The following is a 21,047-nucleotide window of genomic DNA, read 5'->3' on the forward strand; positions in this document are numbered from 1 at the left end:
TTTGCTCACCTTGCGAGCGGCTGGCGCTGTTCGCCACGCGCTTGGATGCTTATTTTGCTCACCGCCCTTGTGGCGGTGAGCGTCGTTAGCTTATTGATAGGCGCAGGCAGCGTTGGCCCCCGGCAAGTGTTAGGGCTGCTGAGCGGTAGTGATCACGCGGAAGTGCGTTTTATCGTCTGGGAGCTGCGCGCGCCCCGCACGCTAATTGGCATTGCCGTTGGCGTGGCGCTGGGCGTAGCGGGGGCGCTGCTGCAGGCGGTTTCCCGCAACCCGCTGGCCGAGCCGGGCTTGTTGGGCGTGAGCGCAGGCGCGGCATTTGCCGTTTCCCTGGCGCTGGTGTTAGGGGCCAGCGCGGCCACTTTACGCATCCCCGTGGCCCAGCTAGGCGCACTGATCGGCTGTGTGTGCGTGCTCAGCGTGGCGCGGCTGCGCGGTGTTGGTAGCGACCCGGTGCGCTTAGTGTTAGCGGGGGCTGCGTTTTCTGGGCTGCTCGGTTCGCTCAGCGCCCTGATGCTGCTTTACGACCAGCGCGCCGCCGACGAGATCCGTTTTTGGGTGGTAGGCAGCTTGGCAGGAAGGCGACTGGACGATTTATGGGCCGTGCTGCCAAGCCTGTTGATAGCAGGAGCGGGCGTTGTCGTGATTGCCCGGCCATTGGCCGCACTGGCGCTAGGGGAGCGGGCCGCAAGCGGACTAGGGCACCGCCCTGGGCTGATTCGCTGGCTGGCGGTGGGCTGTGTGGCGCTGCTGGTCGGCGCGGCGACCGCCATTGCCGGTCCGATTGCCTTCGTAGGGCTAGTGGTGCCGTTCGTGGCGAGGGCCATCGCCGGGCCGGATATTCGCCGCACGCTCTGGTTCTGCCTGCCCATTGGCCCTCTGATCGTGCTTACCGCCGATATCATCTCCCGTGTCGTCGTTGCTCCCTCCGAGCTGCCCCTGGGCGTGCTCACCGCGCTATGCGGCGCGCCGGTGCTGATTGCGGTGGTGCGGGCCAAGCGCCTGCCCATGCTCTAACGCACTTTTTTGGTTATCTGATGCTATGAAAATAACGGCAAAACAGTCGATGAGCGGTGTGACACTGCCCCGCACATCCACCGCTTATCAAGAAGAGGCGAGTGCCCAGACGGTGGCTGCCCCGCTGGGCTACTGGCGCGCCGCGCTGCCCCGTTATGGGGTGAGCGTGCTGCTGGAAAAGCGCGCCGTGGCGGTCAATATCGGGTTGAGTGCCGTGCTGTTGGCCGCCTGCGTGCTCTATTTAAGCCTGGGGAGCGTGACGCTTTCCCCGAGTGCGGTGGTGGCTTCCTTAATAGGGCAGGGCGATAGCATGACCACGTTCATGGTGCAGCAGCTGCGCCTGCCGCGCCTCATCGCCGCCTGTTTCACCGGGGCCGCCTTTGCGCTGGCCGGCGTGCTGATGCAGACCCTGGCCCGTAACCGCTTGGCGACCCCCGGCATCATCGGCATCGATAACGGTGCCACTGCCTTTGCGGTGGCCTCGATTGTCGGCTTGGGCGTCGGCATCGCCCCGCCCGCCATGGCGCTGGCGGGGGCGACTACCGCCGCCGTACTCACCTTTGGCCTGGCGGCGGGCAGCGGCACCCAGGGCTATCGCTTTATCGTGGCGGGCATTGGCGTGGGCGCGGTTTTTGGCGCGGTTACACAGCTGATGCTGGCGCGGGTAGCGATTGATACCGCCAACGCTGCCTACCCCTGGACCGTTGGTTCCCTCAATGCCCGCCCGGCAAGCGCGGTACAGCTGCTGGGCATTGGCCTGGCGCTTGGGCTGGTGGCCGCGCTGGCGCTGGCCCGCTCGCTCACGCTGCTGCGCTTTAAAGATGCGACCGCCAGCGGCCTGGGCACCGCGGTGAAAGCGCGGCGGCTGCAGGTGCTGTTACTGTCAGTGGTGCTCACGGCGCTGGCGGTTGCCGTGGCGGGGCCGGTGGGCTTGGTGGCGCTGATTGGCCCTGAAATCGCCCGTTCGCTCTCCAGCGCCCGCCATGTACCCATTCTAGCCGCCACGCTGGCGGGGGCGCTGGTGATGGTGCTGGCCGATTTAGCGGGCCGCACGCTGTTTGCCCCCATCGAGATCCCCGTGGGGATCGTCACCGCCGTGGTGGGTGGCCCCTGGCTACTCTGGATACTAATGCGCCCGCAACGGAGCCGCCCATGATCTCGTTACCCACGCTTTCTACCGATGCGCTCAGCATGAGCTACGGCCAGCGCCAAGTGATTTACGACCTCGGCGTTAGCCTGCCCAGCGGGCAAGTAACCGCCATTGTTGGCCCCAACGGCTGCGGTAAATCCACGCTGCTCTCAGGGCTTGCCCGCTTGCATAAACCGGACAGCGGTGCCGTGCTGCTTAACGGCCAGGACATCGCACAGATGCCCGCCCGCAAATTGGCTACTAAGCTAGCGCTACTGCCCCAAGAGGCGGTTGCGCCGGAAGGGTTAACCGTGACCGAGCTGATTCGCTTTGGCCGCCAGCCCCACCAAGGCTGGCTGCGCCAGTGGTCGGCGGAAGATCAACAGGTGGTGTACCACGCCCTTGCCGCTGCCGGGTTGGAAGCGCTGGCCGACCGGCCGCTGGAAGCGCTTTCCGGCGGCCAGCGCCAGCGCGCCTGGATCGCCATGACCATCGCCCAGCAAACGCCGCTTTTACTACTCGACGAGCCCACCTCCGCGTTAGACTTAGGCCACCAAATCGAAGTGTTCGAGCTGGTGCGCGACCTGGCCTGCCACGGGCGCACCGTGGTAATGGTGCTGCACGACCTCGCCAGCGCCTGCCGCTACGCCGACCACCTGATTGCCATGCGCGACGGGCAAATCGTTGCCCAGGGGGCGCCCGCTGAAGTGGTTACGCCAGCGCTAGTGCGGGAGCTGTATCAGGTAGAGTGCACGCTGCTGCTCGACCCCGATACCGGCAGCCCTTTGCTGGCCAACGTGCGCCGAGCAGCGCCACCCGTTTAAAGGCGGCTAATGCTCTATAACAACGCTAGATAACGACGTAAAAGGAATCGATGTGGCTTCTTCCCCACCCCGCGCTGACAAAGCGTCCGTCAATCAAAGCTTTCATGCCTTGATGCGCCTGCTGCGCTACGCCAAAGGCTATCGGCGGCAAATCATCACCGCGACGATCTGCTCGATCATCAACAAGCTGTTCGATATCGCCCCAGAGATTCTGATTGGCGTGGCGATCGATGTGGTAGTGAACCAGGAGAGCAGCTTCGTGGCGCGGCTGGGGTTCGAGTCCCCCCAGGAACAAATCACCATTTTGGCGGTGCTCACCTTCTTTATTTGGGCGGGGGAGTCGCTGTTCGAGTACCTGTTCCAGATCCTCTGGCGCAACTTGGCCCAGCGGCTGCAAGCAGATATGCGCCAGGACACGTATGAGCACGCCCAGCGCCTCGACATGGCGTTTTTCGAATCGAAAAGCTCCGGCCAGCTAGTGGCCACCATGAACGACGACGTCAACCAACTAGAGCGCTTTTTGGACGGCGGTGCCAACGCGTTGATTCAAGTGGTGGTAACGGTGGTGGCCGTAGGCGCGGTATTCTTCGTGCTTTCTCCGCTCATCGCGCTGCTGGCGTTTACGCCGATTCCGCTGATCGTTTGGGGCGCGTTCTTCTTCCAGCGCAAAGCGGGGCCGCTATATAGCGACGTGCGCGAAAAAGTGGGCGACCTGGCCAGCCGTCTCTCCAACAACCTCAGCGGTATCGCCACGATCAAAAGCTTCACCAGCGAAGCGCGGGAAGCCGAGCGGCTGCGGGAGGCAAGCGAAGCCTATGTGGACGCCAACCGCCGCGCGATCAAAGTCAGTTCTGCGTTTATTCCGGTCATCCGCATGGCGATTCTTGCGGGCTTTCTTGCTACCTTCACCGTCGGCGGCATGATGGCACTGAACGGCAGCCTCAACGTGGGCGCTTACGGCGTGCTGGTGTTTTTGACCCAGCGCCTGCTGTGGCCGCTTACCGGCCTTGCCCAGGTGATCGATCTGTTCGAGCGCGCCATGGCCAGCACCAAACGGATTCTGGATTTGCTCGAAGTGCCGATTACCGTGAAGGACGACAGCACCACGCCGTTGGCCGCCCCGGTAAAAGGCGACGTGCGTTTCGAGGCGGTCAGCTTTCAATATGAGGCTAGCCAAGTAGGCGTGAACGGCGTGGACCTCCACGTGCCCGCTGGCAATACGCTGGCGCTGGTAGGGGCCACCGGCTCCGGTAAATCGACGCTGATCAAACTGCTGCTGCGCTTTTACGACCCCGCCAGTGGCCGTGTGCTGGTAGATGGCCAGCCCATCACCGACGTCAGTATGCATTCACTTCGCCAGGCGATTGGCCTGGTCAGCCAGGACGTGTACCTGTTCGAAGGCAGCATTCGCGACAACATCGCCTACGGCCAGCCGGATGCGGACGAGGCCGCGATTATCGAGGCCGCCAACACTGCCGAAGCCTGGAGCTTTATCGAAACGCTGCCGCAAGGGTTGGATACACCGGTGGGCGAGCGGGGCGTGCGCCTTTCCGGCGGCCAGCGCCAGCGGCTGTCACTGGCGCGGGCGCTGTTAAAAGACCCGCCGATTCTGGTGCTGGATGAAGCCACCAGCGCGGTGGATAACGAAACCGAAGCGGCCATTCAGCGCTCGCTCAAACGCATCGCCCACGGCCGCACGGTGATCATGATTGCCCACCGCCTTTCCACTATTGTGCACGCTGACGAGATTGTGGTGATTGAGAAAGGCCAAGTGGCCGAGCGCGGCACCCACGCCAGCCTGCTAGACGCCAACGGCCACTACGCCGCCCAGTGGCGGGTACAAACCGGGGCCGCCCAAGCAGGCGATGTGGAAGCGCTTAGCCACTAAGCGCTCATCAGTGGCTAAGCCAACGTTAGCGGTTCACCAGCAGCGCATTGAGCGTGACGGGTACATGCTCATCAATCTGCTGGTAGCCCAACATCGACAGCACGGTGCGTACCGTGCTGTTGGCCATCAGCGCGTTGCCATCCAACGCCATGGGTTCGGCGTGGGTCACGCGCACCTCGTTCAACCCCTCGCGGGTAAAGCGCAGCGGCACCGCCTCTTCCTGGTTAATCAGATCGGTTTGCACCCGAAAGGTGAGGGTTTCCACCATCGACTCGCCAATATCCAAGCCGTCTAACCGCTCCGGCGGCATTTGCGCCACCAGCGTCACCAGCGGGGTGTTCGCCAGCATGCCCACCCACGGCGGCAGTTCTCCAAAGCGGTCGAGCAGGTCGGTTTGGCTCAAGCGCAGCGGCAGGCGCAGCGTGCCATCGGCCGAAATATCACCCTGCAAATTGCTCACCCGATGGTGATGGGTTTGCGGAGCCTCGCCATCCAATTTGGTAATCGACGCCTGTACCTGGGATTGGCCAGGATCAAGCTGCCAATCCGCCTGCACCGGCAGCGCCAACAGCAGTGGAAAAAGAGCCATCAAAGCTTTCAAAGCGATTCTCCATAGAAGCATTCATCACCAGACCCCAGCGCCGGTAATTAGTGCCGAAAAAATGCCGATCACGCCGTAAGATAGCGCCCGAAGGGGTAGCCTCGCCCCCCCACATTCGCTATGATATGCACGCTTTTCGGGCCTATAGCTCAGTTGGTTAGAGCAGGGGACTCATAATCCCTTGGTCGTAGGTTCAAGTCCTACTGGGCCCACCAATGAAATCAAGTGGTTACAGAGATTAGAGCTAGTTTCTGTCAGTGCTTGGTTGCCATTTGGTTGCTAATGCGCGGCAATTTGGCAACCACGCTATCCCACCTTGTTGGATCAGCATGGGCATATCGGCTTGTTACCGTCAGTGATGAATGCCCCAGCAAATCTCTGATACTCGTTAGTGACTCTCCTTTGCTAGCTAGCAATGAAGCGTAGCAGTGGCGCATGTCGTGAAAACGGATATCTGGTCGGCCGATTGCTTCCCTAGCCCTTTCAAATGCTCCCCTGACTCTATCCCCCGTTGTATCAAACGGTAAGCTTTCAAGCAGCGGTATTGCTTCTTCAGAAAGCGGGATGACTCTGGGTTTGCCATTTTTCGTCTGGTGTGGCTTGAGCACAATACGTCCGTTGAAGACATTCCCCGGCTCCAGTGCCATCAGCTCACCGCGTCTCATCCCTGTCAGCATGGCTAACAAAATCACCTTCCGTTCGACCTGATACCGCTCGGGTACAGCTTCCAGCAGCTCTGCAAGCTCTAATTCAGAGAGATAAACGTGGCGCTCGTTTTTAGGCGAAGGCTTACGTAGCTTGCCGTCAAGTGGCAAGTCTATCCAATCCCATTCGCGATACGATAGCGAGAGCACTCGCTTGACAGCCTGTATGCGGTTGTTGATGGTCGACTGTGCCAATCCCTTTTCTTTCAGAGCCTTCTGCATCCTACGAGCCGCGTCTAGCAGTTCCTGGCCGATGATGACGCCTGGAGCATGCTCATCCATCCACCTAGCGACCAATAGGATGTGCTGCTTCTGAGAGCGAACGTCATATTCGCTGACCATCCGTTGCAGCCCCTCTGAGAAGGTGTATTTGGGCTTGCGGCCCATAACACCATTAAACTCATCTTCTTGGCGCTGGGCTTCTGCCTTTAACGCGTACTGCCTCGCTTCTCCTTCTGTGCGAAAAGTTCGTTGAGTACGCTGGCCGTTGACCCTGGCGCGCACGATCCACGTGCCACGATCTTTCCTTTGTGAGACGGTGTATCCCATTTTCGATCCTCCTTACGCTGAGGACCGCGCCTGCAGTTCCTAGCGTACTCCTCAACCTCTTGCTGATCAAAGCGCACAGCGCTCCCAAATTGAACGAATCCGATGTCTTGCTTGTGCTCGTATACCCAGCTCAGGCTCATACCCAACTGCTCTGCTACCTGCTCTGGTTTTATTAGCGATCTGGCCATAAGTATCCTCGCCACTGAAGAAGTTGACGAAAATATGATTGCGAAAAGTCTTGGCTTTTTCATACTGTCTGCTAAGCGACAGTTTTTTAGACAAGCAGAGGTGTTGACTTTTTTAGTGAGTCGTGAGCCGTGGATCGTGAGTCGCTTGAGGAGCTGCTCTGAATCGATTAGGTGGATGCGTCTAAGGCTGAATAAAGAGTTTTCTAGTTCGCATTGATTTTTGGTCTGCTTAAACTTTGGTAATGATTAGGTGGTGTTTTATGCGTGGGGATGAGATGGGGCTAAATATGGTAGGTGATGAGAGGCCTGGGGAAGAGATATTGCGCCCTAAGTCGATCGGGGCTATGTTTTGGGTTTTCCAAGAGTTAGGTGCTTGTGCGCAGAAAGTTGTCAATCAGGCTTTCAAGCGTTTAAGTATTTTCGATGAAAATAAGCGAGAAGAATACTTATCAAAGCTTGAGAAAAGTATCGTTGATATCCGTTTTAAGGATCGTAAGTTATATCAAGCTATCGAGTTTAATCAGTATGAAGTTAAAGGTGTTGAGTTTCGGAGGCTCTGTGCTGACCAAGCGATGCGATATGCTGTTGCAGTTTTGGAGGAGTTCAATAGAAATGTAAAAACCTCGCTAGTATACCCTGAAGAACCTTTTTTAAAACAATCAGCTGAGTCCTTTCAGCTCATGATAAGCTGGCTCGTTGAATCGCATCGGCACTTGGCCGCATTAGATGTTTTGGAAAATGTTAGGAAGGAGACTTATACCATTCGAGCGGCCAAAGGTGGGCACTCACGATCACGATCTGCTTCAGAAAAAGATCAGCGGAAACTTCTAGAAGTCATGATAAAAGGATTGATGATCTCAGATCCAAAGGCGCCAAGCCGAGTTGAGCGGAATGTTACAGCAGTAGTAGATGAGTGGGCAGAAAAAATTTACGAGATTAATAAGAGAATTCCTATTTTTAGCTGGGGCGGTGGGCTTGATAAGTTTCAAGGAGAAGTTCTAGATGTATTAATAAAGAAACGTAGTAAGAGTGAAGGTGTTAGCGAAAGTCAAATGCGTTCAAGATTGAAACTTCAAGGCCTTTCAGAAAGGAACAGTAAGTCTAGTAGTGACGATAGCAGGTGTGAAGATGCAGAGCTGATACGCGAGCAAGGTCAAAGAGAAGGGTTTCAATTCGCTCTAATAAATGTGTTAGAGCAACGTTTCGGTGAATTGCCAGATGAAGGGCTAGATCTGGTTCTTTCGATTTCTGATATTGATAACCTCCAGGCCTGCCTTGGTCGGTTGCCCGAAGCGGTGTCTTGGCAAGCCGTGCTGCAGGTGCCTGAAGAAGACAAATGATGTAATTGTACTTGCCGCCCAACCCAGCTGGGCGGCAATAAACCACGAATGTCAGTAAATGCTCGGGTTCTGCGGACCCAGCCAAGGAGCGATGTCGATGTGGCGGGTTCGGTTGAGAGTAAAAACAGCCACTTGCTGATGGTTAAGCAGCACATCAAGCGCTGCTTTGAGCCGCTTCTTATCACGCAACGGGCGTGGACCGCGTTGACGCACTTCGTTGTACCGAATAATACGCCAGTTGAATTGCCTCAGCTCATTGAACCACTCGTTTAGCCGCTGAGCATCTTGCTCCTCTTGTGGAGGTGGCATGAAAACCTGCATGAAGTGGCCAGAGTAATAGAGGCTGATATCCATTGCCATCAACACTGTCTCTTGTGTGATACCCCCGTCATAATCCTCGAGCAAGTGGATCAATGCCGCGATGCGAGCCACGTTTTCCGCCAGCTTCGAGCCATGGTCGGGACACGCTTCAAAGTATCCCCCGGGGCGCATCTGTTGCTCGATCTCATTGGCCATCTGTATCCAGCAGGCTGCACCTTCTTGCGTAAATTCAAGTACCTCTCTTGGTGTGTCTGGTTCGTTTGTCAGGATCAGGTTCTCCCGCATCAGAGTGGTCAGGCGTACTTCAGCTTGTTCCCAAGCATCCCATGTCGAGGAGGACGGTTGCGAGTGGAGCCGTTGACCGCGAGTCGGTAGCGGTGCACAGACGAGAAAGCGAGCGAGCATGCCGGAGTCTCTTGCCTGTCGACCCTGTGCTTCTATGTAATTGTCCAGGATGCCGGGCTGCACCATCAGTAGCAGCATCAGGCGGACATCATCTAAGGCAATATCTTCTTTAGTAGCCCTGGTGATGATTGTGCTACCACCGCTCCATAAGGAGTTGATATGGCTGCGTGCCCGATTCATAGGGCCCTTGAAGAATAGCTCCGCTTCGTCTGTCGCCAACGCGGCGCTTGGCACCCTTTTGTCCAGTCCTGAAAAGAGTGCTTCTGGTGAGGTGTCGTCATACAGTAACCGGAACTCGCGTGGTAATTGGGGCCGGCGTTGATGCAGCTCTTGCAGCAATTGTCGTTCACGCTCCGCTGTACCGCCTTTGGTCCGTTTGCGATAGATTGATTGAGTCAGCACCTTCTCCTCGGTTCGCCACTCCTCTAGCTCCCCTTGATAGGTATCCAGCTGTTTGCGCCACTCCTTGCGCTGCCTGCGCTGTTCTTCTTGAATGGGGTGTAGCACTTTGTCGAAGAGCGGAGATTTACCTTCGCCGGAGCCAGCAACTCCTAGCACGTTGATAGAGATTGGTTTGATCGCACCAAAGGGCATCCTCAAATCGTAGCGACCCTGAGCCACTATACTGACCCCTGCTAACAGGGTCAGAGTGGTGAGGTCTTGCGACGCCTGGCAATTCTGACTGAGCTCATTGCTGGATCGCCACAATAGAGTTGATGCGACGCGTTGGGGATTGAAACTGCCCGGGGCAGGCAGTATCGGGTAAAAGAGATAGCTCATTGTCACTCTCCTAATTCGTGTGGTTGGGCTCCATCGAGCCTGTTTCGGTGTCAGTGAAGAGAGTGAGGCTTGTTGAAAGTGGTGAAACTAGCGCTGCTTACAAGCGAGACGGCTGGATAAGCAGAGGGGTTGACAAAAGAATTAAAATAATGACGAGGTTTTTGAATATTTAAAGGTAAACAGTCAATCTAGCCGGTCATTTTGGCTACGGATAGCCAAAATGACCGGCTTTTACACTGGCAGTAGGAGCTATGCCCCATACCGATGAGCACCTACAGGGTGTGGGTGGTTAAAATTTATATTCTATTTCTTTATATACTAAGTTGATAATGGATGGTTTATGGGAGGTTTCTAGCTTGCCGCGCTACATGCCAATGAGTAAAGACGTTGCTTTAATCAGTCGATACGGGGGTGATGGAATTACGTTCTGAGCTTGGAACAACTTAGAGATAATCCAAATATGGGGTCCAATTAAAGACTTAACGGCTACTGCCTTGGTGACAGCGGATTCTTTGGGCGATGGGCTTGGAGTAGGCTTTGCTCAGATAGGAGGCTGCGTAGAAAACCTGTGCAAAAGTTTCCGCGTCATTTCGGTGCATTCGATACACATAGGGCTGCTTTGTCAGCTTGTCCGTGGCGACATGGAGTAGTCCAGCCATGTCGTAAATCGGCCAGTTGATGGCCCAGCTCCAAGCCCTAACGCAGCGGTGGTAGAGATTGCCCTGCTCGTATTTACCACTGAAGGAGGGGGAGAAGCACCCCAGTGAACAAAAGGCATCATAGTTAAGCAATAACTGCATATGGTAGTGAGGCTTGTCGCTAGTGTCCTGCTCTCGGGCCCACAGGTAGCGGATTTCGGTGTGATACTTGGTGCCTGCCGCTTCAAGCTCCTTCCGCAAGGCATAAAAAAACCGGTTAAGGCACGCGTTGTCAGCGTGGATCGGCCCAACTGGCATTGCTTGGGGGAAGCGCAGGTCGAGGCGAAACGCCAAGGTTCGGTTCTGCTCGTAGGTAGTGTGCTGTAGTACCCGCAGAGTGGTCTCCAGATAGTTCTCAATCTGAGGGCCCTGTAGACGCTGCTGAACTGGTAGCCCCTGGTACCAGCTATCGTAATAGAGGCGTAGCTTTGGGTTGTAAGGGTGGCGTTTTGGTTTATTCGTGAACATGAGAGTCTCTTAGATGTAGTTAATGACACACGCGTACACGGCACTCTCCGCAGTTAAGCGGTGGCTTTGATTGATGGTCATTGGGTGAACGTCAATGCCCTTACATGGGGTGGCCTTGGGCGAATAAGGAAGCGCAGCGCTGTAAGGGGTGGTCAGTAGAAGGGTTGTCTGTGTATCGCCTTTTGGAAAGGCGATCTTCTGAGGTGGCCTTATTGTCATGGCGTTATTCGCCATCAAGTTGCTGTCGGTGTGATCCTTCCTGTTGATACTGTGAGGAACAGCATTTCTCTGGCCTCTTTTATGGGATGGTCGGAGCCTCCGAAAGTCCTCCTCCCTGGTAAATCTGTTTCTCAACCTCCTCAGTACCTTTATTACTATTAGTTATGAATTTGCTATTGCATATTACTATTACCGTCATTATTCCTATTCTTATGGTGGTGTCGGCACCATTCGAGGCATGATGTTCAGTGATAGATGTGTTGAGGGACTATCCCTGAAGATGAAAAAAATAATTCCATTTAATCAATGAGATAATAAGAAAGCTTTCAGGCTCACAGTATCAGTCACGCCAGTAAAAAATATTCAGACCTATATCACTCCTATGCATCCACCCCACGGGAACCTTTTCCGCTGCATAGGAGCTTCAATATGTCCCTACCCTGTAAGCGTTGTGCATCAACACGCCTGCTGAACCTGGAGACTGCCCAACGCGTGAGCGTGGTAGGCAGCACATTGATTGGCGGTGCTATTGGCGCATGGCGCGCAACCGCCGTCACCGGCCCATTGCCATTGGCGGTGACTCGCTTTCCACTGGCAAAACTGCCTGCCGCCATGATGGGGGCCGTGGTCGGTGGCCAAACCGGCTCGCGCATGGCCACCTCATTGTTTGAACAGTGGCTGCCAGTAGGTAGCGGAACACCATGGTTATGCTTGTCGTGCGGCTGCACCTACCGCGACGCCTATCCGCCTTTAGCACCTAACGCTTAACCTATCGTTGTTCGCCCTGTGTGGGGCGAATGATCCGCCTATTCACTTTCTCGCGCTGGCCTTTGGTCGGCGCTTTTTTTATGTCTGGAGAATGACTCATGGCACATCTCGTTGAACACATGGCTTACGTAGGCGATACCCCTTGGCATGGCCTGGGGCAACAGCTGTCTCGTCATCAACCGCTGGAGGTCTGGCAGCAACAGGCCGGTATGAATTGGCATATCGAAGAAGCGCCGGTGCGCTTTATTGCCGAAGGGGCTAGTCACCTGGGCAGCATTCACTCGTTCCCTGAGCAAAAGGTGCTCTACCGCTCAGATACCAAAGCACCGCTGTCGGTGGTGTCTCAGCGCTATAAGGTGGTGCAGCCCGAGGAGATTTTGGAGTTTTACCGTGACCTGACCGAGTACGCCGGTTATGAGCTAGAAACCGCTGGCGTGCTCAAAGGCGGACGTAAGTTCTGGGCCCTGGCGCGTAGCGGCTTAAGCACGTCACTCAAAGGTCAGGATGAGGTCAACGACTACTTGCTGTTGGCCACTTCCTGCGATGGCACCCTTGCCACCATGGCAACGCCCACCACGGTGCGGGTGGTGTGCAACAACACGCTGCAAATTGCCGTCGATGGCACGTCGCAAGCGGTGAAAGTGCCCCATCGTTCAGAGTTTGATCCGCGTGCCGTGAAGCGTCAGTTAGGCATTTCGGTGTCGCAATGGAATGACTTCATGTACCGGATGAAAACCCTAGCGGAGCGTAAAATTACTCGGCAGGAAGCACAGCAGTATCTTCAGTCGGTGATTTGTGGGGCCGAGAAGCCGCTGGACGATCCCTCCAAACTGCCCAACTACCGGGCGCTGAACAAGGTGCAGAAGCTCTACCACGGCGAAGGGCGTGGAGCTCACTTGGTGACCGCCAAAGACACGGCCTGGGGCCTGCTTAATGCCGTGACTGAGTACGTCGATCACGACAAGCGGGCACGCAGTAACGATACCCGTATGGACTCAGCCTGGTTTGGTCAGGGGGCACAGCTCAAACAAGAGGCCTTAGATGCCGCCCTTCAGCTGGTGTCTTAACCATCAATACACCCACCCCCACAAGCGATTCACCTAATGATCATCCTAACCCTCACGGCATAGACGCCCAGCCCCTGAAAAGGCTGGGCGTTTTGCTGTGAGGCTTATGCCGAGAGGTAACTGCATGAGCTTTATTTCCGACGCCATTGAGATGGCGCTCACTCGACTAACCAAACAACTGCTAGAGCACGACGCCCACAACGCAACGTCGCTGGTGTGCGCCCAGGGCGAGTTTTATCGCGCGGAGATACGCCTGGAGCGTATCGATCCCGCTGACATTGCGCGTCACTTACCCGACGTTCCGGCGCTCGTTAAATGACACACCCCATGAACAGGGCTGACTAGCCCGCATTTCTCTATTCACATAAAAGGAGGTGCCCCATGGCACAGCGTACTCATGTAGTAAATGCGTCTCCCCAAAAAGGCCCAGTACCTTCCATTCCAGCAGACGCCAACGCTCAACATTCCCCAAGCTCAGCGGCGCTAGAAGCGCATCCTACAGCTGATAGCACCGCGATCATCCAGGTAATCGAACGTGCTGCTCTTAACCCAGACGTTGATATCGACAAGATGGAGCGCCTGCTGCAAATGCAGGAGCGCGTGATGGACCGCCAGGCCATGATGGCCTACAGCGCTGCTATGGCAGCGATGCAGACCGAGTTGCCCAGCATTGAAGAGCGCGGCCAAACCAACAACGGTTGCTACGCCACGCTGGAGGATATCGTCGATACTGTGCGGCCCATCCTGCAAAAACACGGCTTCGCAGTGAGCTTCCGTATTCAGACCCAGGAACGCGGTATCCAAGTAACGGGCGTGCTGATGCACAAGGACGGCCATCGGGAAGAGACCAGCATGCTATTGCCTGCGGATATGAGCGGTAACAAGAATGCCGTTCAGGCCTTTGGATCGTCTACCAGCTACGGCAAGCGCTACGTACTCTGCGCCTTGCTCAATATCACCACACGCGGGCAAGACGATAATGGCCAGACCAGCACACGAGCAGCTGTAAAGAGGGTTACGGCCTTTCAGGCGGGGCAGATTCAGCGTTTGATCAGCCAATGCCCAGCCACAACGCAAGAGTGGTTCAGCGGCAAATACGGCGCTGCGGTTCAGGTGCCTCAGGCAGATTTCGACAAACTCCGCGCATCCCTCACCAAACGAGCCGTGAAATAGCGGCTCAGCCCGACCACTCATCGCCTAAAGGAGGCGTTATGAAGATACTCACCATGCCACAAGGCTCGCCGGAGTGGCTGGCGGCGCGTCTTGGGCGCGTCACCATGTCAGAACTCAAGGCATTGCTGGTAAATGGCAAAGGTCCCGGCGGGTTGGGTACCGGAGCCATAACCTATATGCACCAGTTGATCGGTGAGCGTATGACCGGAGAGCTGGCCGAGCCGTTTCAAGGCAATGCCCACACCAAGCGAGGGCAGGAGCTAGAGAGCGTCGCCCGCTCGCTGTATCGCGATATGACCGGCGCACCGAAACCCCAAGAAGTGGGCCTGATCCTCAACTACGACGTGGGCTACTCACCGGATAGCTTGATCGGCAGAAACGGCCTGCTGGAGATCAAAACCAAGCTGCCTAAGTTCCAAATTGAGGTGCTGCTCAGCGGGGAAATACCCGACGAACACGTGCCCCAATGCCAAGGTGGGCTATGGGTCAGTGAACGGGAATGGATCGACTTTGTGAGCTATTGGCCCGGAATGCCGCTGTTTGTGAAACGCGCTTACCGAGACGAGGCTCTGATCCGCACGATTGCCGAGCGGGTTGATGCCTTTCATGAAGAGATGGAGCGACGCATCAGCCAAGTGATGGCCGCGTGACTTGCCCACTGAACCACAATACACATCCACAATTAACGACATAGATGCCGGGGCCACCACCCCGGCATCTTTATTTTTTTGGAGGTCATCATGCCCCATAGCAAACTCAAAGCCGGTGAAGTGGCAGGCACCTACTTAGTCACTTCGCCGGTCACGGAAACTGACATCATTACGATGGCCAAGCGTTTCGCACGCCGCAAGCTCGCCAAAGGCCGCAAGATATCCAAGCCCTCGCAAGCGTTTGAGCACCTGCAGCTCCTGCTTCAGGACTATGAGTACGAGGTCTTCAGCGTTCTATTCCTCGATAGCCAACACCGTGTCATCCGCTTTGAAGAGCTGTTTCGCGGCACAATTGATTCTGCCAGCGTGTACCCACGAGAGGTACTAAAAGCGGCACTCGCTTACAACGCCGCCGCTGTCATTCTGGTACATAACCACCCCAGCGGTGATCCTGAGCCTAGCGATGCGGATCGGCGTATTACTGAACGCCTCAAAGAAGCGCTTGGCTTGATGGATATACGGGTGATTGATCATGTGGTAGTGGGAAGCGATGGGTGCAAATCACTTGCTGAGATGGGATATATCTAAGAATGATGAGACTATGGTGCTACCCATTCACTTTATATTGATCATGAAGCGGAGCAGTAAATGAAGAGTCAGACAGCTATCAAGGCGGCGTTGATTGTTGGGGCATGTGTTACTGCATTAGTGTCGTTGCCTGTTGCCGCAGAAACAGCGTATTCAGACCAGTACTATGCGTGCTTAGGCAATATTGATGATAGTGCTTTTAGAAACTCTCAGCTAGATAACTGCGTAGAAGGCGAGCTTGAAAGGCAGGATGTGGTGCTTAATCGCGAGTACCAACAGCTACGTGGAAGCTTTTCGCAAGATCAGCAGTCAGCACTGCTTGCTGGTCAGCGAGCGTGGCTCAATTTTCGAGAGAGCTGGTGCCAGCTTGAAGGCGTGACAGATTACGCCCCAGGTGGTGAATTAAATTATAAGCTTTGTATGATGAGCCAAACCGCTAAGCAGATTGATCTGATTGTGTCGCTGCAACCTTGATGTGCCCCATAAAGCCGCCTCATTTGGCGGCTTGTTTGTCACAGTATTTTTTTTGATTTTTGTAGGCAATTAAGTGAGCAGCGGCTGAGTTTCTGTGGGAGCGCTGAAGAAATGCAGCGTATCAGTTAGTATTAGCCCAGTAGGGGCAATACTCCAGCTGGCCTAGATCGACGATAAATGAAGAAACGGCAAAAGCCGACTTGCGGAGGGAGCTGCATGCTGAAGCTGGAAGAGATCAAACAGGATGCTCAGGTTCGTGGCATCAAGCCTGATGAGGTGGTACGAGTTGTAGCCGTGGTGCCAGTGGGCGCCGATGCGCTGACCATTTACTACAAGGATAGCCAGGGCGCGGTTCATGAGCAGATGCTGTTTCGTGACAACGAGCCCAACCTCTCGCTGGCCCAGGCTGGGCGTCCTTGGGCCTTTGACGCCCCAGGCGCTGACTTCAAGCTGGGCCTAGAGGCCTACCGCATCAGCCAGGCTGCGCTGTTTGATCCCATGATGGCGGTGCATACCTCCAACGTGGAGCCTTTACCCCACCAAATATCTGCTGTCTACGAGGCTATGCTACCTCGTCAGCCGCTACGTTTTGTACTGGCTGATGATCCCGGTGCTGGTAAAACCATCATGGCGGGCCTGTTGATTCGCGAGCTGCTGATGCGTGCCGATGCTAAGCGCATCCTCATCGTGTCGCCCGGCGGGCTGACCGACCAATGGCAGGATGAGCTGCTAGAGAAATTTGGCGTGCAGTTCGAAATCTTTAGCCGCGAGAAACAGGAGCAGTGCGCTTCTGGTAACTATTTCGATGAGCAAAACCAACTGATCTGCCGCTTGGACCAGCTCTCGCGCAACGAGCTTTATCAACAGAAGCTCGCCAATACGGAGTGGGATCTGATAATTGTCGATGAGGCCCACAAGCTATCGGCCAACTACTTCGGCAATAAGATCAACAAGACCAAGCGCTTCCAACTCGGTGAGCTGCTAGGCTCGATTACCCGCCACTTTTTGTTGATGACGGCCACCCCGCATAATGGCAAGGAAGAAGACTTCCAGATTTGGCTATCGCTGATTGATAGCGACCGCTTCTACGGCAAGTTCCGCGAAGGTGCCCACAAGGTCGATGTTTCCGACATGATGCAGCGTAGGGTTAAGGAAGAGCTGCTCAAGTTCGATGGCACCCCACTTTTCCCTGAGCGCCGCGCCTACACCGCTAATTACGACCTCTCCGACTCAGAGGCTTCGCTCTACGAGCAAGTGACCGACTACGTTCGCAACGAAATGAACCGAGCCGATGCGCTCTCTGGTAAACGAAAGGGCACTGTAGGTTTCGCGCTAACTCAGCTGCAGCGGCGGTTGGCGTCCAGCCCAGAAGCGATTTACCAGTCTCTCAAGCGGCGCCGTCGCAAGTTGGAAGACCGCCTAAATGAGATGAAGCTTATGGCTCGTGGTCAGGCTATTCATGAAGGGAAGGTCGCCTCCACCCTGGGCACTTATGCGGTACAGAAGCAGATTGAACTGCCAGATAATTTAGACGAGCTAGATGAAGAACTGAGCGCCGAGGAGTACGAGCTCTACGCCGAACAGGTAGTGGATCAGGCCACCGCCGCGGAGACTGTGCCTGAATTGGAGGCTGAGATACTGATTCTTCAGGACTTAGAGGAGCAGGCCTCGCAGCTGGTCGCATCTGGTAACGACCGCAAGTGGGAAGAGCTTTCGCACCTGCTACAAGACAGCCCTGAGATGTACACGTCCGGCGGCAGCCGCCGAAAGCTGATCATCTTCACCGAGCACAAGGATACGCTCAACTATCTGGTTGATCGCATCCGCAGCCTGTTGGGCTGCCCTGAGGCGGTGATCACCATCCATGGCGGCACTAACCGTGATGAGCGCCGTAAAGCCCAAGAGCAGTTCCGCAACGACCCGGATGTGCTGGTATTAGTGGCCACTGATGCCGCCGGTGAGGGCGTTAACCTACAGAATGCCAACTTGATGGCGAATTATGATTTGCCTTGGAACCCAAACCGGTTGGAACAGCGCTTCGGGCGAATTCACCGCATCGGCCAGACTGAGGTCTGCCACCTATGGAACCTGGTGGCTAATGAGACGCGTGAAGGTGCCGTATTTCAGAAGCTTTTCGACAAGCTCGAGGTGGAGAAGAGCGCGCTTGGTGGCAAGGTCTTCGATATTCTTGGTGAGGCGTTTGAGAATACTTCGCTGAAAGACCTGTTAGTAGAAGCCATTCGCTATGGCGAGTCCGACGAAGTGAAGTCGCGGTTAGAGCAGGTGATTGAAGGTGCGTTGGATACCGACCACTTGCGCGAGATCATTCGCCGGAATGCCCTCGTCGAACAGCATATGGGCCTGGAAGAGCTCTACGCGGTGAAGGAGGAGATGGAAAAGGCCGAAGCACGCAAGCTACAGCCCTACTTTATCCGCGCTTTTTTCACTGAAGCATTTCAAGGGCTGCGAGGCGAAATGCGCCCAAGAGAGCAAGGGCGCTATGAAGTACGCCACGTTCCCGCCGCCATACGTGAGCGGGATCGCATCGTTGGGGAAAGTAGAACGCCAGTGCTGAGAAAATATGAGCGTATCTGCTTTGAGAAAGAGCATGTACGCCTGCCTGGCAAGCCAATGGCGGACTTGATTCACCCCATGCACCCGCTAATGCATGCCACGACCGATTTGGTGCTGCAGGCCCACAGGGCCAAGCTAAAGCAGGGCGCCGTGCTTGTCGACCCCAACGACGACGGCACTGAGCCTAAAGTGCTGTTCATGGTCGATCACTCGGTGCGTGAAGTTGAGAAACAGATCAACGGCTCACCCCGGGTGGTTTCACGCCGCCTACAGTTCGTGGAAATCGACGAGCAGGGCAGAGCGATCCATGCGGGCTGGGCGCCGCATTTGGACATGCAGCCCGTTGATGATCATGAACTCAACCTGGTGCAGGATGTGCTCAAAGCGCCTTGGATCACTGGCGACCTAGAGGCCCTAGCGCTCAATCACGCTGTGGAGGCGCTTGTGCCAGAGCACTTCCGCGAGGTGAAGGGGCGCCGCGAACGCCACGCCGACAAGGTGCTCAATGCCGTCAACGAGCGGCTGGTTAAAGAGATTAATTATTGGTCGGATCGCTATATCAAACTCACCGACGACATGAAGGCCGGAAAGCAGCCACGCATGCAGCCAGAGATGGCGCGCAGGCGGGTGGATGAATTGACCGAGCGGCTCAACCAGCGCCGCAGCGAGCTCGATGCCATGAAGCAGGTGGTCTCCAGCACGCCAGTGGTGATTGGCGGTGCCTTGGTGATTCCGCAGGGGCTGCTGGCCCAGCGCCAAGGTGAGACCCAGTTCAGCGTCGATGCTCAGGCCCGTGCCCGCATCGAACAGCTTGCCATGCAGGCGGTAATGGACGCCGAGCGTGCCATGGGTAATCAAGTGTTTGACGTATCTGACCAGAAATGTGGTTGGGATGTAACGGCTCGCCCGCCAGCCAACCCGGATGGCTCGATTCTGCCTGACCGCCATATTGAGGTGAAGGGGCGTGCAAAAGGGCAGAGCACCATTACTGTTTCACGTAACGAGATTATCTATGGCCTTAACCAAGCCGACAAATTCTGGCTGGCTATCGCCATTGTTGAGGGCGATAGCGTAGATGGGCCTTATTACGTGCAGAAGCCCTTCACGAGTGAACCTGACTTTGGCGTGGCCAGTATCAACTATGACCTGGAGGAGCTGCTTTCTAAAGCAGCGCCAGTGGGTGTCCTCGAATGAAGCTCTCCCAACTACGTATCAAGAATTTTCGCTGCTTCACCGACCTTGAGTTGGAACTCAACGAACAATTGACGGTTCTTGTTGCAGAGAACGGCCAGGGTAAATCGGCACTGCTGGATGCCATTCGTATTGGTCTATGGCCATTTGTTAGTAGTTTTGATCTTGCTCGGTCAGCTTTTAATCCGCCGGGCAATGCTATCGCTATTAGTGATGTTCGCTTGGTTCGTTTACCAAATGGAGATATGGCTAGGCAGCTACCTACCGAAGTGGCGCTCACTGGTGATTTCGGTATGGGAAGCTCTGATACCTGGGTACGCTATCGTGATAGTGAAGCAAAGGCGACCAAGACCAAAGACGATGGCGATACCAGTAAGATGAAAAACTGGAGCTCTGCCGTTCAAGCCCAGATTAGGAGCCCCGACAAACCTACGCTGGACCTGCCAGTTTTTGGTTACTACGGTACAGGAAGGCTCTGGGCGCAAAAGCGTCTGATTGAAAAGCCAAAAGGGAAAGATGATACGCAGGATCCTGATTTTTATATTCGAACCTTTGGCTATGTGAACTGCCTTGACCCAGCTTCTTCTTACAAGCACTTCAAAGAGTGGTTTATCTGGGCCTATGAGAGCCTGCGAGAGCAGCAGATCAACAAGATGGAAGGTCGTGCCAACGACGAGGAGCTGAGCGCAGCACAGGGCCGCATCCGTGTGGTTCAGCAGGCGATCGATACCTTTTTAAAGCCCATCACCGGCTGGCATACGCTGGAATACAGCATCAGCCGCGAGAAATCGCTGATTCTGCACCATGAGGATCAAGGCACTCTCGATGTCGAACAGCTCAGCGACGGCATTCGCAGCGTATTGGCCATGGTGGGGGACATTGCTTACCGCTGCATCAAACTTAACCCACACATGGGCGTCAATGCCGCACGGGAAACGATAGGCGTGGTAATGATTGATGAAGTGGATATGCACCTGCACCCACGCTGGCAGCAGGTGGTGCTGCAGCAGCTGCAAGAGGCTTTTCCACAAGTGCAATTCATCGTCACTACGCACAGCCCTCAGGTGCTTAGTACCATTCCGGCTGAATGCATTCGAATCCTGGTGTCGGAGTTGGATGAGGAACGTGACCAGCAACGCATCGTGGTTCATCCGGTGACTCGTCAGACTCAAGGGGTCGCAAGCTCAGATTTGCTGGCAGAGATCATGGGTACCGACCCATTACCGAATATCGAGATTGTCCGCCAGCTCAGCCACTACATGGCGCTGATTCAGCAAGACTTGGAATCAAGCGATGAGGCAAACCAGTTACGCTCGCTGTTGGAAGTGCACTATGGAAAGCATCATCCACACATGCTGGAGTGTGATCGGTTAATCAGGCTGCAGGCGCTTAAACGGCGTAAGCATACTCGGCGTAATGAAGAGGGGCGCTAGG

Annotated in this window: 18 protein-coding genes and 1 tRNA gene; 15 read left to right on the forward strand and 4 right to left on the reverse strand. The window is 55.6% G+C overall.

Annotated features, from left to right (window positions below; translation table 11 throughout):
• Window positions 1–45 precede the first annotated feature (45 nt).
• From MHM85_RS05385 to MHM85_RS05400, 4 genes are all read left to right on the forward strand, one after another.
• A complete protein-coding gene (locus MHM85_RS05385; RefSeq protein ID WP_239285483.1) occupies window positions 46–1,014 on the forward strand; it encodes an iron ABC transporter permease in 969 nt (322 codons plus the stop codon).
• Window positions 1,015–1,039: 25 nt separating this feature from the next.
• Window positions 1,040–2,170 (forward strand): iron ABC transporter permease, encoded by a 1,131-nt coding sequence (locus MHM85_RS05390; protein ID WP_239285481.1) that lies wholly within the window; start codon window positions 1,040–1,042, stop codon window positions 2,168–2,170.
• A complete protein-coding gene (locus MHM85_RS05395) occupies window positions 2,167–2,967 on the forward strand; it encodes an ABC transporter ATP-binding protein (protein ID WP_219861548.1) in 801 nt (266 codons plus the stop codon). Before MHM85_RS05390 ends, MHM85_RS05395 begins: the two co-directional genes overlap by 4 nt.
• Window positions 2,968–3,079: 112 nt before the next feature.
• Complete coding sequence (locus MHM85_RS05400) at window positions 3,080–4,855, forward strand: ABC transporter ATP-binding protein (RefSeq protein WP_219863921.1); 1,776 nt, start codon at window positions 3,080–3,082, stop codon at window positions 4,853–4,855.
• A gap of 25 nt (window positions 4,856–4,880) precedes the next feature.
• Here MHM85_RS05400 and MHM85_RS05405 read toward each other — a convergent pair whose 3' ends face one another.
• Window positions 4,881–5,456, reverse strand: coding sequence for a hypothetical protein (locus MHM85_RS05405; protein ID WP_239285479.1), 576 nt, complete (start codon window positions 5,454–5,456; stop codon window positions 4,881–4,883).
• A 138-nt stretch (window positions 5,457–5,594) separates the two neighbouring features.
• Here MHM85_RS05405 and MHM85_RS05410 point away from each other — a divergent pair.
• Window positions 5,595–5,671 (forward strand) — tRNA-Ile (locus tag MHM85_RS05410).
• Between the two features lie 39 nt (window positions 5,672–5,710).
• Here MHM85_RS05410 and MHM85_RS05415 read toward each other — a convergent pair.
• Window positions 5,711–6,709, reverse strand: a complete 999-nt coding sequence (locus tag MHM85_RS05415) for an integrase (RefSeq protein WP_239285477.1) — start codon at window positions 6,707–6,709, stop codon at window positions 5,711–5,713.
• Window positions 6,710–7,157: 448 nt separating this feature from the next.
• Here MHM85_RS05415 and MHM85_RS05420 point away from each other — a divergent pair, with 448 nt between their 5' ends.
• Complete coding sequence (locus MHM85_RS05420) at window positions 7,158–8,237, forward strand: hypothetical protein (protein ID WP_239285475.1); 1,080 nt, start codon at window positions 7,158–7,160, stop codon at window positions 8,235–8,237.
• Between the two features lie 51 nt (window positions 8,238–8,288).
• Here MHM85_RS05420 and MHM85_RS05425 read toward each other — a convergent pair whose 3' ends face one another.
• Window positions 8,289–9,743 carry a YfjI family protein gene (locus MHM85_RS05425; RefSeq protein WP_239285473.1) on the reverse strand — a complete coding sequence of 485 codons (1,455 nt, stop codon included), beginning with the start codon at window positions 9,741–9,743 and terminating at the stop codon, window positions 8,289–8,291.
• Between the two features lie 479 nt (window positions 9,744–10,222).
• Window positions 10,223–10,909: an inovirus-type Gp2 protein gene (locus tag MHM85_RS05430; protein ID WP_239285471.1), complete on the reverse strand. Its 687-nt coding sequence runs from the start codon at window positions 10,907–10,909 to the stop codon at window positions 10,223–10,225.
• A 648-nt stretch (window positions 10,910–11,557) separates the two neighbouring features.
• On the opposite strand from MHM85_RS05430, the gene MHM85_RS05435 reads away from it, so the two are divergent.
• From MHM85_RS05435 to MHM85_RS05475, 9 genes are all read left to right on the forward strand, one after another.
• Window positions 11,558–11,896 (forward strand): hypothetical protein, encoded by a 339-nt coding sequence (locus MHM85_RS05435; RefSeq protein ID WP_239285469.1) that lies wholly within the window; start codon window positions 11,558–11,560, stop codon window positions 11,894–11,896.
• 98 nt (window positions 11,897–11,994) lie between these two features.
• Window positions 11,995–12,963: a DUF932 domain-containing protein gene (locus MHM85_RS05440; protein ID WP_219862285.1), complete on the forward strand. Its 969-nt coding sequence runs from the start codon at window positions 11,995–11,997 to the stop codon at window positions 12,961–12,963.
• Window positions 12,964–13,087: 124 nt separating this feature from the next.
• Window positions 13,088–13,282, forward strand: coding sequence for a hypothetical protein (locus MHM85_RS05445; RefSeq protein WP_239285467.1), 195 nt, complete (start codon window positions 13,088–13,090; stop codon window positions 13,280–13,282).
• Window positions 13,283–13,344: 62 nt separating this feature from the next.
• A complete protein-coding gene (locus MHM85_RS05450; RefSeq protein ID WP_239285465.1) occupies window positions 13,345–14,136 on the forward strand; it encodes an ERF family protein in 792 nt (263 codons plus the stop codon).
• Between the two features lie 38 nt (window positions 14,137–14,174).
• Window positions 14,175–14,786, forward strand: a complete 612-nt coding sequence (locus MHM85_RS05455) for a lambda exonuclease family protein (protein ID WP_239285464.1) — start codon at window positions 14,175–14,177, stop codon at window positions 14,784–14,786.
• Window positions 14,787–14,876: 90 nt separating this feature from the next.
• Window positions 14,877–15,374: a DNA repair protein RadC gene (gene radC / locus MHM85_RS05460; RefSeq protein ID WP_239285462.1), complete on the forward strand. Its 498-nt coding sequence runs from the start codon at window positions 14,877–14,879 to the stop codon at window positions 15,372–15,374.
• A gap of 60 nt (window positions 15,375–15,434) precedes the next feature.
• A complete protein-coding gene (locus MHM85_RS05465; RefSeq protein ID WP_239285460.1) occupies window positions 15,435–15,848 on the forward strand; it encodes a lysozyme inhibitor LprI family protein in 414 nt (137 codons plus the stop codon).
• 216 nt (window positions 15,849–16,064) lie between these two features.
• Complete coding sequence (locus MHM85_RS05470; protein WP_239285458.1) at window positions 16,065–19,616, forward strand: helicase-related protein; 3,552 nt, start codon at window positions 16,065–16,067, stop codon at window positions 19,614–19,616.
• Window positions 19,613–21,046: an AAA family ATPase gene (locus tag MHM85_RS05475; RefSeq protein WP_239285456.1), complete on the forward strand. Its 1,434-nt coding sequence runs from the start codon at window positions 19,613–19,615 to the stop codon at window positions 21,044–21,046. Before MHM85_RS05470 ends, MHM85_RS05475 begins: the two co-directional genes overlap by 4 nt.
• Window position 21,047 lies beyond the last annotated feature (1 nt).

The organism is Halomonas sp. McD50-4 (assembly GCF_022348135.1).
Taxonomy (GTDB): Bacteria; Pseudomonadota; Gammaproteobacteria; order Pseudomonadales; family Halomonadaceae; genus Vreelandella; species Vreelandella piezotolerans.